Annotated in this window: 13 protein-coding genes and 1 other annotated feature; of the genes, 6 read left to right on the forward strand and 7 right to left on the reverse strand. The window is 45.4% G+C overall.

From position 1 onward, the window contains the following. Positions 1–265: 265 nt before the first annotated feature. The 3 genes from DXB91_RS12990 to DXB91_RS13000 are packed head-to-tail and all read right to left on the reverse strand — an operon-like array spanning position 266 to position 3,625. The gene (locus DXB91_RS12990; RefSeq protein ID WP_015533408.1) at positions 266–961 is read right to left on the reverse strand and encodes a CvpA family protein; all 696 of its coding nucleotides are present in this window, start codon (positions 959–961) and stop codon (positions 266–268) included. Positions 962–979: 18 nt separating this feature from the next. Continuing rightward, positions 980–2,269 carry a DUF5711 family protein gene (locus tag DXB91_RS12995; protein WP_117551332.1) on the reverse strand — a complete coding sequence of 430 codons (1,290 nt, stop codon included), beginning with the start codon at positions 2,267–2,269 and terminating at the stop codon, positions 980–982. 57 nt (positions 2,270–2,326) lie between these two features. After that, a complete protein-coding gene (locus DXB91_RS13000; protein WP_118018406.1) occupies positions 2,327–3,625 on the reverse strand; it encodes a LysM peptidoglycan-binding domain-containing protein in 1,299 nt (432 codons plus the stop codon). A 249-nt stretch (positions 3,626–3,874) separates the two neighbouring features. Between DXB91_RS13000 and yyaC the strand changes: the two genes are divergently transcribed. After that, the gene (gene yyaC / locus DXB91_RS13005; protein ID WP_118018408.1) at positions 3,875–4,426 is read left to right on the forward strand and encodes a spore protease YyaC; all 552 of its coding nucleotides are present in this window, start codon (positions 3,875–3,877) and stop codon (positions 4,424–4,426) included. Here yyaC and DXB91_RS13010 read toward each other — a convergent pair whose 3' ends face one another. After that, entirely contained in the window at positions 4,427–5,539 is a 1,113-nt protein-coding gene (locus DXB91_RS13010; RefSeq protein ID WP_117551326.1) for a hypothetical protein, read from the reverse strand. A 295-nt stretch (positions 5,540–5,834) separates the two neighbouring features. On the opposite strand from DXB91_RS13010, the gene DXB91_RS13015 reads away from it, so the two are divergent. Next, the gene (locus DXB91_RS13015) at positions 5,835–6,248 is read left to right on the forward strand and encodes a CBS domain-containing protein (protein ID WP_117875348.1); all 414 of its coding nucleotides are present in this window, start codon (positions 5,835–5,837) and stop codon (positions 6,246–6,248) included. An 84-nt stretch (positions 6,249–6,332) separates the two neighbouring features. Here the strand turns inward: DXB91_RS13015 and DXB91_RS13020 are convergent, their stop codons facing one another. Further along, a complete protein-coding gene (locus tag DXB91_RS13020; RefSeq protein WP_117875349.1) occupies positions 6,333–7,997 on the reverse strand; it encodes a 2-isopropylmalate synthase in 1,665 nt (554 codons plus the stop codon). 49 nt (positions 7,998–8,046) lie between these two features. Next, positions 8,047–8,317: a binding site (T-box leader), on the reverse strand. A 73-nt stretch (positions 8,318–8,390) separates the two neighbouring features. Further along, positions 8,391–8,540, reverse strand: a complete 150-nt coding sequence (locus DXB91_RS14285; RefSeq protein WP_015533415.1) for a hypothetical protein — start codon at positions 8,538–8,540, stop codon at positions 8,391–8,393. A 175-nt stretch (positions 8,541–8,715) separates the two neighbouring features. Here DXB91_RS14285 and DXB91_RS13025 point away from each other — a divergent pair, with 175 nt between their 5' ends. Together DXB91_RS13025 and DXB91_RS13030 are read left to right on the forward strand one after the other, a co-directional pair. Further along, a complete protein-coding gene (locus tag DXB91_RS13025; RefSeq protein WP_015533416.1) occupies positions 8,716–9,390 on the forward strand; it encodes a uracil-DNA glycosylase in 675 nt (224 codons plus the stop codon). 18 nt (positions 9,391–9,408) lie between these two features. Beyond that, positions 9,409–10,017: a histidine phosphatase family protein gene (locus tag DXB91_RS13030; protein ID WP_022216737.1), complete on the forward strand. Its 609-nt coding sequence runs from the start codon at positions 9,409–9,411 to the stop codon at positions 10,015–10,017. 54 nt (positions 10,018–10,071) lie between these two features. Here DXB91_RS13030 and DXB91_RS13035 read toward each other — a convergent pair whose 3' ends face one another. Next, positions 10,072–10,695, reverse strand: a complete 624-nt coding sequence (locus DXB91_RS13035; protein WP_243002950.1) for an HD domain-containing protein — start codon at positions 10,693–10,695, stop codon at positions 10,072–10,074. A 167-nt stretch (positions 10,696–10,862) separates the two neighbouring features. Here DXB91_RS13035 and DXB91_RS13040 point away from each other — a divergent pair, with 167 nt between their 5' ends. Next, on the forward strand, positions 10,863–13,007 hold the full coding sequence (locus DXB91_RS13040; RefSeq protein WP_117875350.1) for a Tex family protein: 2,145 nt from the start codon (positions 10,863–10,865) through the stop codon (positions 13,005–13,007). A gap of 79 nt (positions 13,008–13,086) precedes the next feature. After that, positions 13,087–13,356, forward strand: coding sequence for a spore coat associated protein CotJA (locus DXB91_RS13045; protein ID WP_022216734.1), 270 nt, complete (start codon positions 13,087–13,089; stop codon positions 13,354–13,356). The last annotated feature ends 2 nt before the right edge of the window (positions 13,357–13,358 follow it).

The following is a 13,358-nucleotide window of genomic DNA, read 5'->3' on the forward strand; positions in this document are numbered from 1 at the left end:
TTCAAGGTTCTTTGTGTTCTCGCCTCTCAGCGACAACTTCTATATGTTATCACGTCCGAAGTTCTTTGTCAACAACTTTTTTATCTTTTTTCAAGACCTTTTCGGCTGCTGATGTCTGACCTCTTCGGCGACAACTTCTAAAGATTACCACACCGAAGTGTGTATGTCAACAACTTTTTTCATTTTCTTTGTCATCATATTCCAGTGACAGAAGAAGAAAATCGATGTTAACTTATGCCGGTCACAACCAGCAAGTGAAACTATACTAAATATCTCCCAATATGTCAATAACTATTTTCAAAAAAATGTTTTTATCGTACAGATATGTGAGAGCCTTGCTGTCGTGTACCATTTCCAGCATCTGCGAAGCCACTGAGAATGCTGACAAAAACGTTATGAGAACCATTGCGATCCATATACACAACACAGCCTGTGCAACGCCAAAAACAAGTCCGCCTGCTTTGTCCAGTCCACCGACCACGGGGATACCCGACAGAACATGCGATAACGCAAGAGCTATCAGCACGAGCAGCAGCACCACAAATATGGTTAACAGATATGACAGTCCGTTCATGACCATATCTGTGAGATAATCCACAACATATGCCACATAGTCTCCGATTGCCTTTCCATTTATCTTGTCTCCGCCGTTACTGCGTATGTAGTTCTTCACGATCTCCGGCAGTTCTGTATGTTCTAGATAATCTTCTTTCTCATAGACAGATACACTTTCACTGATATCTTCCACTCCTATGCTCTGCTCTACCTTCTGCCTCACGGTGTCTCTGAGTGGTGTATGCTGACAGAGGAACTGGTTTACATACGGATTCAGCACATTTGTCAGGATCACCGCTCCTACTATGCCCACTGCACTTACCGCACTTTTGATGAGACCTCTCCTGTATCCGATAAGGGCGCACAGAAGAATAACCGCCACAGACGCAAGCAACATCAGATTCATATGCGCTTCTCCTTTCTCTTACATGCCCTTGAGGGCAATAGTCTGCGTCTCATTTTCAAATATGACCACATACTCCTCCTCGTTTGAGTCCGGCACAACATTTACAAGATTCTTGGTGAATGAATAATTAAATTTCATACTTCCATTAAACCTGATTATACTGCAGTCCATATCTCCCGTGACTATTATCTCCTCTTCAGTTGCATATATTTTGTCAAATGCATTGTCGTAGTCCACTTCAGCCTTCAGCGCACCCTTGTTGTCATATATATATATTTTGTATTTCGCCTTTGAGGCAGAATCCGAGACAGCAATATAACCCACGCAGGAAGAATTATAGAATACGCCCTGCATCTCCCTGGATCTGAGATCTATAACAGCTCTCTCCTCCGGTTTCTCCGTCATAGTGTATGTTCTTATATCTTTATTACCAAAGCATGCAATATTGTCATTATCTGTAAATTTCACGATAGGATACAGTGCATCATCCACTGTATAGCTTCCCATCATACGATCAGCATTCTCATTCTGTCCAACCGAGCTAAAATTGTACATGGCTATCACAGACTGTACCTTTGTGCCCTGTATCTTCATATAACTTGTGACCAGCTTCTGTCCATCGTTCGATATGTCTATATCCATAGGGTATCCACTTTTATCTATCGTGGTCTTGAGCTCATAGATCGTGTTGCTGTCCTTATCGTATCCATTGATATAATTGCAGTCTTCTCCCACAAGTACAAGGGTGTACACTCCCTGCTCTGCAATATCAACATTTGAGATGTCGTAAGCGAGAGTCTGACGGCTGACTTCGCCGTCAACATTAAACACATACACATCTTTACCGTTCATATCCGCAACTATCGCGTAGTTTCCGCACACCTCTGCGTGTGGCATCTTCATCGCATAGCTCACATCCCACTTTGTCACGCCTTTTTCATCTATGTAAGATGCACCGTCCTTGGTCACCTTCAGCACATTTCCCGCAAACACCGTGTAATCTGCTATATTGTCACCTGATGTTTTCGTCGCTGACACCACATCATACTGAGTGTATGTCTTTATCGCATTATATCTCAAAAGTGCAGTGACAAGTCCTAGCACAACCACAATTGCTGCGATAGCGAGGAGCATTTTGCCTTTTTTGCCCATGGTACGTTTTACTTCAATGACATTATCCCTGCCATTTGCAAGGCTTTCCTCGTCCATATCATCTTCTGTCTGATTCTGAACTTCCTGTTTTTCATCGTCTCTGCCCGCAGCAATTTCCTTATCCGCAGTTTTTTTATTTTTTGTTAAAAATTTCATATCCGTATTCCTTCTGTTCTTTATTCACTATAAAAAAACATGGTAATTATAGCATTTTTAATCTGTATAGGGAATAACCAATTTCTGGCCCTCATATATAGGTTCATCTATCTTCAGGCCATTTACCGCCGCTATACTCTCTGCGCCATCCTGCGTTCCGTACATCTTTATCGATATACTCACAAGAGTGTCCCCCGGTTCAACCACATAGATGCTCTCCGTATCCTCCGGCACAGAAGGTATCTCTGATGTTACAGCTTCATCTGAAACACTGTCCGAAGTGTATTCCGAGCCATACGAAGTTGCCTCCACCGAAGCACTTGTATTCTCCGTGCCTTGCGCCGCTGATATATCCTGCGATCCATTTGCTTTCTGTGCCATCTCTGTATCCTGCACCCCTGCCGCATTCTGAGTTGCCTCCGTGTTCTGTGATCCCGGCGTATTTTTTTGTGTATAGGCATCTCCGGATGCAGCTCCTCCCACTGTTTTCTCAGCACCGGCCATGGTGTCTGCACTGTTCATGAACACCTGAACCTCACCGGAATGTTTTGCCTTTGTCAGCCTGTCCGTTATCTGCCCCACTGTATCCGGGGATATGTACCACAATGCGCCAAATGACACCGCACATACCGCAACAAAGCACGCCGCGGTTGTACCCCAGCTCCTCTTCTTCCGGTTCTCCGTCTGTTTCCCCCTCTCTCTGAAGTTTTCAACGACCGTCTTATCCTTTATTACCACACTGTCTGTCGCAGATTCCGCAGTCTCACGCTTTCTGCTGATTATGTAGTTCTGCATTTTCTCATTTCTCACATAATATATATAGTATCCCTTTTCCCTCATAAGGGTCCCGTGATCGTAATAATAAAATGCCTCCTCACACTCCAGTGCATCCATAAGGAACAGGATCTTTCCCTCACCCGGGAAATTATCGCGGTGCAGCCTTTTCATCTGATCGTTTATCTCTGCAGAGAAACCCATTCTGGACAGGAACCATCCCACGATCGACAGGTCATCGAAGTATTTGTTTATCTCCGCATATATCCCGCTCCACTCGCTGTCACCAAATTTTATCATGGATATGTCAAATTCAAGATTCTGTGCATCCACTGCGCCGCTGACAAATATCACCTTTGTGCCATTTTCATCATATACTTTTCCGAGAAGTATGGCTCCACGGCAGTTCATATTGCCCGGCGATGCAATTCTCCTCAGATATGTCATGACATAGTCTTCTACATATATCTTGTAATTTCCCGGGGCATTTCCCACCTGTCGTATATTCTTGGGCAGCTCATATTTCACCCTGTCGCTTGACCTCATCATCTCATTTGCTTCATCATATACTATCTCTATCATTCACCCGACCTCCTATACTCTTAAGCATCAGCCCTTACAGCTCCGCCAACGATGCATGAATAATACCATGTTGACAAGACGCTTTTTTAGGAAATCATGTCATTTGATGTGTGTAACTGCGCCCTATATTCCAGCCTATTACGACCTATATCTACAGGATCACGTAAATGAGCGCTTTATGAATCTATTGTGTAAACTTTGATAATCTTGGAAATACTCTATACTATAAAACACAGGCAGGGTATTGATATGATAAAAAAGAAGCAGCGACAAACAGAATATTTTAATCCAAATGACATTCTTGCCTGCCGTGCGCTTTCAACCAGAATATCGGATTTTCTGGCAGACAGCGGGCAGCCTTCTGACAGCACCGTGGTTTTATGCATAGGAACCGACCGCGCTACCGGTGATGCTCTCGGCCCTCTGACAGGCAGCTTTCTGACAGAGCACAACTGTCCTTTCAAAGTGTACGGAACGTTAAAAGCTCCGGTCCACGCCCTCAATCTGCGCGATACCATACACCATATATACGACCTTTTTGTCTCCCCCGCCATCATCGCCGTCGACGCATCCCTTGGACGTCCTTCAGATGTAGGTATGATCACGCTCTCTAACGCCCCCCTGTACCCCGGAATCGGTGTAAATAAAAAACTCCCGGCGATAGGAGATATCTCCATCACCGGGATTGTAAATCTGTCTGGAAAGCCAGGTATGAGTCTTCTTCAGAGCACCAGGCTGTATACCGTCAGCAATATGGCACGCTTCATCTCTGACGCCATACTGTCATCATCGACACACTGACTAGCTCTCTCCCTTATAAACCTCTATGGCGCCTGACACTGTGCTTGCCGTGCCCTCCTCCATGATCGATATAAGATCAGAGAGTTTCTCTTCTGTGAGCAGATCTTTGCCAAGGAATGTGACATAGCTGTCAGTCAGATGGCTCTGCATATCAGCAAGCTGTGACTCCATGGCATTGATCTTTTCCTCGATCTGCTTCAGATCCGCCTTAAGTGCATCGATCTTCGGCTGCCGTCTTCCTGTTATCTCATCAGTTATAACCTGTTTTGTATCATTTTCAAATACTTTTATCGCCTCAAGCTTGCGATTGCTTATATCCTCGCGCTCCGCCTCAAGCTCGCTGAGCTTTTCATCATATTTGCCAAGATTATATACACTCTCATCCTTGTCTCTTGTTATCGAGTTTCTGATGATCCTTATCTGCTTGTTGTTGGCGCGGACCTTGTTTCTTATCCGCCTGCCCTCATTGACGATCTCAAGATTCTTTACCTTGGCAAGATTGAACACTATGAAATATATGATAAATTCTGCTATGACGATCGCCTGACTGATCACCACATACGTCAAAGTGTGAACTCCGGTCTGGTATATGGTGTATGAAAGCGCCACGCATACAATCGCCGGTATACATCCGCAGAACAGGAGTATAAGCAGTATAAGCTTAAACACGTCGCCTGCTCCGCACGGAGCGAACATACAGTAGAAGAAGCCCGTATTGCAGAAGCCCGATACATTGTTCTGCTTAAACAGCTCCTTTGCCTTGAGTCTGAGCTGTCTGTTGCTCTCGTTCAGAGAGGCCGTCTCGCTCTCTATTCGGTTGCCCATACGCTCCGTCTTCTTCTTATCCTTTTTCGACTGAAGCTGCCTTATCTTGGCTCCGTTCGCCGAAAGCTGCTGGTCGTATCCATCCTCTATCTCATTCTTTCTGTTTTTCAAGGTTGAACTGATCTCATCAGAAAGGCCCTTTTCCTCCTGTGAGATACTCCTGCTGGTCTTTCTCTGTGCCGTTCTCGCCTGTTCAAGGTTGTCCTGCACATCATCGATAGCCACCACCAGCTCCCTTGCCTTTATAAGATATTCCTGATTCTCCTGGAAAACATTCTCCGATCCCATACAGTCCTCCTTATGTCTCTTATAATAGTGCATATCAAGTTTATAATATCAAATCGCCTACTAATTAACAACATAATTTTGCAATTTCTGACATATCTGACACATTTCGGATTATATTCTGAAAATACTTTCTTATCATGCACCCGGTCACTATTATTTCACAGTAATTTAATTGAACTCATACTGATTATATTTTATAATTATTACATATGGGCGATAAGCAATATTCATGGTATTTATCATTTACAGAATGGGGCTGTAAAATTACAAATTATATATGACAAGGAGAAGCGGCATGAACATTTTATTTTTTCTTACACCTAAGAGCGATGTAGCATATATTGAGGACAGTTTTTCACTCAGACAGATACTTGAGAAGATGGAGATACACAGATATTCTGCAATACCGATACTATCCAACACCGGTGAATATGTCGGCACCATAACGGAGGGCGACATTCTCTGGTACTGCAAGCGCAATTCGATGAACGCGCTCAAAACCTCAGAGAGCATCTTCCTCAATGATATTCCAAAGAAATTCGAGTACGCCTCCGTATCCATCAGTTCCAACATGGAGGATCTCATAGCCAGAGCCATGGTCCAGAATTTTGTTCCGGTGGTTGACGATCAGAACAAGTTCATCGGCATAGTTACACGAAAGGATATCATCGGTTACTGCTATAAGAAACTTAAGACCAGCGAATCATAAAAAACACCCGGATATGTAAGCATTTCGCCTGCACATCCGGGTATTTTAATGTAATTCAATATATCTTAATCCCTAATTTAATATCTAATTGAGATCTCCCGTTCTGTTGACGGCGCTCACGAGTGCATGTACAGATGCGTCTATGATATCGTTCTTTATTCCTGCACCCCATGTAACCTTACCATCGACAGTCTCGACTCCGACATAGGCAACTGCCTGTGAGTTTGAGCCAGTCTGGAGTGAATGCTCCTCGTAGCATACGACCTTGAACTGTATGTTAAAGTGCTTCTTTATAGCGTTGCTCACGGCATCCAAACGTCCATTTCCCTTGCCGTGGTAAACCTTCTTCACACCGTTCTTCAGAATAGTTATCTCTGTGGATATTCCATCTCCCTGTACGAAGTGATTCTCAAGCATCTTGATAGGGCCATCTATATTGACATATGTATTCTGGAATATATCCAATACTTCCTTTGGACTGAGCTCCTTGTGCTCCTTATCTGACACATCCTTTACTGTGTAGCCCAGATCCTCTCTGAACTTTGCAGGAAGGTCAAAGCCGTACTTTGTCTGGAGGATGAATCCAATTCCACCCTTTCCTGACTGGCTGTTTATTCTAATAACATCGCCATCATACTTTCTTCCGATATCCTCAGGGTTAAGCGGCAGATATGGACAGGTCCACATTCCGTCACCTTGCTCTTTTCTGAACTTCATTCCCTTGGCAATGGCATCCTGATGTGAGCCTGAGAATGCGGCAAATACAAGCTTTCCTGTATATGGTGAACGCTCGTAAACCTTCATTCCTGTAACTCTCTCATACATCTCTGTGAGTGATGGTATATCGCTGAGATCTATCTCAGGGTCAACTCCATGGGTGAACATGTTCATGCAGAGTGTGATCACGTCCACATTTCCTGTTCTCTCACCATTTCCAAATAATGTTCCCTCTATTCTGTCTGCGCCGGCAAGGATACCAAGCTCTGCATCTGCCACTCCACAGCCTCTGTCATTGTGAGGATGAAGTGACAGGATAATATTCTCCCTGTCGTGGAGGTTCTTGCTCATATACTCTATCTGGCTTGCGTAAACATGTGGAAGTGACATCTCGACTGTTGCAGGGAGGTTGATTATAACCTTTCTGTCCGGTGTCGGCTTCCATACATCGATAACTGCGTTGCAGACCTCAAGTGCATAGTCAACCTCTGTTCCGGTGAAGCTCTCCGGTGAATACTCAAAACGATATGGAACGCCGTACTCATCAGCCATCTTGTTGAGCAGCTCTGCTCCATCCACTGCTATCTTAAGTATCTCTTCCTTTGACTTTCTGAACACCTGCTGTCTCTGGGCAAATGATGTTGAATTGTACAGATGTACGATCACGTTCTTTGCACCCTCTATAGCCTTAAATGTCTTCTCTATAATATGTGGTCTTGCCTGTGTAAGTACCTGTATCGTGACATCATCAGGTATGAGATCCTGCTCTATAAGTGTTCGGCAGAACTCGTACTCAGTCTCGGACGCTGCAGGAAATCCGATCTCTATCTCCTTGAAACCGATCCTGACAAGCTCCTTGAAAAATTCCAGCTTCTCATCAAGGCTCATAGGTACGATCAGGGCCTGATTACCGTCTCTCAGATCCACGCTGCACCAGATAGGTGCTTTGTCAATATACTCCTTGTTTACCCAGTCTGTGCACTGTACCGGCGGCATGTAATAGCCACGCTTGTAATTCTGATAATTCTTCATTGATATAACCTCCTACTTAAGCAAAAAAAAACTCACATCTCCTAATCACTATAGAGACGTAAGTTACGCGGTACCACTCTATTTCATACAATAATGTATGCTCTCATCGCAGATACAGATGAACGATATACTTACCGCCGTCTTATACCCTCCTGCTGTAACGGTCAGGCTCCGTCCCTTCCTACTTCACACGATCATCTGACGTGCCATTCAGCGGGCTGCTCCAAGGCGAGTTCAAACCCTATCGATCACCGCCTCACACCAACCGGCGGTTCTCTGAACATCTCCAGAATTCTACTGCTCCTCTTCATCGCATTATCTAGGCTGACTCTAACACATACAAGTGTCAGATGTCAACCCCTTTTCGCTATAATCCTATATATATTAACAGTTCTACCAGACAATAAATCTCTTGTTCTTGAGAGATCTTCCGCCTGCTGTAAGCATCAGTATACCCACTACAAGACCAGTAACTATCGTTATAACCCCAAGTGCTATGTTGAGTGCTCCAACCTGCTTCATAGTCTTATATGCTTTCTCCATACTCATATGCTCCTTTCTATAAGCCTTTATCAATTCTCAGATATGGTAAGTATATCATGTGATATTGCTTCTTACAACTTAAAACTTGAATTAGTTTATTTTACTTTGCACCCCGCCCGTGATAAAATAACTGTGTTTCGGATCATTATATTTGTATACAAAAAGGAGTATCAATATGCCAGCAATAACAAATGACTGGGCTGAATATCTTAAGCCTGAATATAAGAAACCTTACTATAAAAAGCTGTTTGATTTTGTGGGGCAGGCATACGCAACGGAAACTGTCTACCCACCAGCCGATGATATATTCAACGCATTTCACACAACGCCGTTATCCCATGTAAAATGTGTGATAATCGGTCAGGATCCATATCATGAGCCGGGGCAGGCACACGGTCTGAGTTTCAGTGTGAAACCAGGTGTCACCATACCACCATCGCTCGTCAACATATATCAGGAGCTTCACGATGATCTGGGATGTAAGATCCCCAATAACGGATATCTTGAGAAGTGGGCCGACCAGGGAGTCCTCATGCTCAATGCCGTGCTGACCGTTCAGGCTCACAGAGCCGGTTCCCATCAGGGAAAGGGCTGGGAACATTTTACCGATGCAGCGATCAGGATCCTGAACGAGCAAGACAGACCTATCGTGTTCATCCTGTGGGGTGCATACGCCCAGAAGAAGGCCGCATTCCTGAACAACCCACACCACCTGATCCTGAAGTCCGCACACCCAAGTCCACTGTCTGTATACAGGGGCTTCTGGGGAAGCAAGCCGTTCAGCAAGACCAACGATTTCCTGGTTGCAAACGGAGTCGAGCCTATCGACTGGCAGATCGAGGACATTTGATTTTGGAGGACTATACACATGGAGATTTATATTGTAAGACACGGTGAGACCGTATGGAATAAAAAGAAGTTGCTTCAGGGCCGGACTGACATTGAGCTCAGCGACAAAGGACGAGAGCTCGCCAGGATCACAGGAGAAAATCTGAGAGACACACACTTTGATATGGTGTTTTCCAGTCCGCTTAAGAGGGCTTACGAGACAGCCAGCCTCATTGTCGGCGGCAGGGACATTCCAATTGTGAAGAATGACCTCATAAAGGAAATGTGCTTTGGTGACTGGGAAGGGCAGAATATGTCAGAACTTCTGGCAGACGGAGGTCAGGATTTTCAGTATTTCTTCAAGCATCCTGAGCTCTATCACCCGGTTGGAAACGGTGAATCATTTGAGGAACTCTGCCAGCGGGCGGCCAGATTCATGACTGAGTATGTGGAGCCACTCTCCTCAAAATATTCAAGGATCATGATCGTTGCCCACGGTGCGATAAACAAAGCAATGATGATGCATGTGAAAAAGCATCCGCTCGAGGAGTTCTGGTCAGGCGGGCTGCAGCAGAACTGCAACGTGATAATGCTTGACTACTCAGACAACGTATATACGATCATCGACGAGACAAAAATTTTCTATTAGACAGTATAATAAAAACAAAGAGCGCTGTCCCGGCTTCATCCATGATACAACCTATCATGAATGTTTCAGGTTCAGTGCTCTCTGCACTTCCAGTATCTGCTCTTCTATCTTATCTGCGAGCATATATATCTGTTCATTATATCTTCCGTCTATTCTCCGCATAGCCTCGGGAAGGGGATTGAGAATGTCTGTATACGACTGCTTTATCTTCTTCTGTATCCACCTCACATCAGGCATATAAACTATCGTTCTGAGATTGTGAAGCCTGTCCGCCAGCTTCACGATCACCGTCTGGTACGAACCCTGGGAAAATAACCTCCTGGCATATACGGAAAACGGTTCCCCCTGTATCCTAGTCAGAAGTCTCACCTGTTCGCGTATGTCCGTACCAAATGCACTCTCTATATCGTCAAGTGTACATTCTGTATCTTCAACCGTGTCGTGAAGGAGTGCAGTTATGAGGATATCCTCGTCGGTTATCCCGCACTCTTCTCTCAGGATATTGTATACGCCAAGTATATGCTCATCATAATAAGGCTTCATACCGCCATTTCCCCGGCGCATCTGCCCTTCATGAAATGCTTTTGCCATATCCATAGCCTGCTGTATGCGTTCTGAAACCTGTACATCCGGTCCAACCATATCATCAACGCCTTTTCCCAGTGTCATGTCAGCCATCTTCTTATCCCTTTCAGTACATCCCAAACTACACAAAGTATAACATAGCAGCCTTGAATAATCTATCCATTTTTTATATACTTAACAAATGTGCTTCTATTAAATTTTACATTTACAATGAAATATTTTTTACTTTGCACATCACACTTTACAAAAGGAGTATATACATGGACATAATCAAGAAAATTGCTCAGGAGATAGGCTGTCGTGACAGCCAGGTTGAAGCAGCGGTAAAACTCATCGACGAGGGCAACACAATTCCATTCATCGCCAGATATAGAAAGGAAGCCACCGGCTCCCTCAACGACGAACAGCTTCGTCTTCTTCACGAAAGACTTGTATACCTTAGAAATCTCGAGGACAAAAAGGCTCAGGTCATCGCAAGTATAGAGGAGCAGGGAAAACTTACAGATCAGCTCAGGGCGGACATTGAGAAGGCCGAGACCATGGTTCTGGTCGACGATCTCTACAGACCATACAGGCCTAAGCGAAAGACAAGGGCAACCATCGCCAAGGACAAAGGGCTGGAGGGGCTTGCAAACATCATCATGCTGCAGATGACAAGAACTCCGATAGTCAAGGAAGCTGAAGCTTATGTGTCTGAGGAGAAGGGCGTTGCAGACACCAGCGAAGCCATCGCAGGCGCAATGGACATAATCGCTGAAAATATATCTGACACCGCCGATTACAGGACTCACATAAGAGACCTCACCACCAGACACGGTGTGCTGAGAACAACAGCAAAGGACCCGGAGGCTGAATCCGTATACGAGATGTACTACGACTTCTCCACCCCTGTATCCAAGATGACCGGATACAGAACCCTCGCCGTTAACCGCGGTGAAAAGGAAAAGTTCATCACAGTAAAGATCGAGGCACCGGTCAACGACATAATATCATATCTGAAAAAACAGATCATCGTCAGAGACAATCCTGAGACCGAACAGATACTTTCAGACGCGATCGCAGACAGCTACGACAGGCTCATAGCCCCTGCCATCGAGAGGGAGATCAGAAACGCCCTCACAGAGACCGCTGAGGACGGTGCCATCAAGGTATTTGCATCGAATCTGCAGCAGCTCCTCATGCAGCCTCCTATCGCAGGACAGACCGTGCTCGGCTGGGATCCGGCGTTCAGAACCGGCTGTAAGCTCGCAGTTGTGGATCCGACCGGAAAGGTTCTCGACACCGTTGTCATATTCCCAACGGCACCTCAGAAGAAGGTTGCAGAGGCTAAAAATACTGTGAATGCTCTTATAAAGAAGTACGGCATAACTCTCATATCCGTGGGAAATGGTACGGCATCCAGAGAGTCAGAGATGGTGATCGCCGAGCTCATCAGTGAACTTGACACACCTGTACAGTACGTGATAACCAACGAGGCAGGAGCTTCTGTCTACTCCGCCAGCAAGCTTGCAACCGAGGAATTCCCTCATTTTGATGTTGGTCAGAGAAGTGCGGCTTCCATCGCCAGAAGAGTACAGGATCCTCTGGCAGAGCTGGTCAAGATCGATCCAAAAGCTATCGGAGTCGGTCAGTATCAGCACGATATGAACCAGAAGAAGCTGACAGAAGCCTTGGACGCAGTTGTTGAGGATTCTGTAAATAAAGTCGGCGTCGACCTCAATACCGCTTCTGCCCCACTCATGGAGCACATTTCCGGAATAAACAAGACGCTGGCCAAGAATATCGTGGATTACAGAGAGGCAAATGGACGCTTCAAAACCAGAAAGGAACTCCTCAAGGTTGCCAAGCTCGGACCTAAGGCATTTGAACAGTGCGCAGGTTTCATGAGGATAAGCGGCGGCTCAAATCCTCTGGATGCCACATCTGTACATCCTGAGAGTTACGATATAGCCACTGCCCTGCTGAGCCACATCGGCTACACAACCGATGACATTGCATCCGGCAGGCTCAAGGATCTTTCAAAAGCCGCCGGCAACATCAAAAAGCTAGCTGAGGAGCTGGGAACAGGAACGATAACTCTCAACGACATCATAAAGGAGCTTGAAAAGCCTGCCCGTGATCCCCGTGACGAGATGCCAAAGCCGATCCTCAGAGGAGATGTCCTTGAGATGAAGGATCTGACAGAGGGAATGATACTCAAGGGAACCGTCAGAAACGTGATCGACTTCGGTGCATTTGTGGATATAGGTGTTCATCAGGACGGACTTGTCCACATCTCAGAGATGTCCGACAAATTCATAAAGCACCCTCTTGACGTGGTGAGCGTCGGCGACATTGTCCAGGTAAAGGTCATCGGCATAGACCTCGCCAAGAAACGCATACAGCTCTCCATGAAGGGTATTTAACACACGACAAAATACAGTAACATATTTAAGCCTCCAGCATAGTTTATACAGAGAAAACTTATGTATGGAGGCTTTTATAGTGGAACAAAACAGAAACTGCTGCCGTAACGGCCAGAATCGATGCTACTATAACCAGGGAACCTCTGTTAAATACACCGCCTCATCCGGCTCCAAGCCACGCTCCTGCGACTCCGGCACTGCCACTTCAGTGAGAACCGACAGGCCGCTCGGAATGGCTTATATCCCTGAACAGCTCTTTGAAAATCTGTACGATGCAAAATGCGGACTGATGGAGGGCACCATGTTCAAGGATCTCAATCTGATATTCTGCGGGGTAAGGGGGAAATAGCC

The organism is Coprococcus sp. OM06-34AC, from assembly GCF_003462545.1.
Classification (GTDB): domain Bacteria; phylum Bacillota; class Clostridia; order Lachnospirales; family Lachnospiraceae; genus Coprococcus; species Coprococcus aceti.

Bases quoted from the DNA above. Each gene is read 5' to 3' on its own strand.
- DXB91_RS12990 (WP_015533408.1), bottom strand. From the start codon at position 961: ATGAATCTGATGTTGCTTGCGTCTGTGGCGGTTATTCTTCTGTGCGCC.
- DXB91_RS12995 (WP_117551332.1), bottom strand. From the start codon at position 2,269: ATGAAATTTTTAACAAAAAATAAAAAAACTGCGGATAAGGAAATTGCT.
- DXB91_RS13000 (WP_118018406.1), bottom strand. From the start codon at position 3,625: ATGATAGAGATAGTATATGATGAAGCAAATGAGATGATGAGGTCAAGC.
- yyaC (WP_118018408.1), top strand. From the start codon at position 3,875: ATGATAAAAAAGAAGCAGCGACAAACAGAATATTTTAATCCAAATGAC.
- DXB91_RS13010 (WP_117551326.1), bottom strand. From the start codon at position 5,539: ATGGGATCGGAGAATGTTTTCCAGGAGAATCAGGAATATCTTATAAAG.
- DXB91_RS13015 (WP_117875348.1), top strand. From the start codon at position 5,835: ATGAACATTTTATTTTTTCTTACACCTAAGAGCGATGTAGCATATATT.
- DXB91_RS13020 (WP_117875349.1), bottom strand. From the start codon at position 7,997: ATGAAGAATTATCAGAATTACAAGCGTGGCTATTACATGCCGCCGGTA.
- DXB91_RS14285 (WP_015533415.1), bottom strand. From the start codon at position 8,540: ATGGAGAAAGCATATAAGACTATGAAGCAGGTTGGAGCACTCAACATA.
- DXB91_RS13025 (WP_015533416.1), top strand. From the start codon at position 8,716: ATGCCAGCAATAACAAATGACTGGGCTGAATATCTTAAGCCTGAATAT.
- DXB91_RS13030 (WP_022216737.1), top strand. From the start codon at position 9,409: ATGGAGATTTATATTGTAAGACACGGTGAGACCGTATGGAATAAAAAG.
- DXB91_RS13035 (WP_243002950.1), bottom strand. From the start codon at position 10,695: ATGGCTGACATGACACTGGGAAAAGGCGTTGATGATATGGTTGGACCG.
- DXB91_RS13040 (WP_117875350.1), top strand. From the start codon at position 10,863: ATGGACATAATCAAGAAAATTGCTCAGGAGATAGGCTGTCGTGACAGC.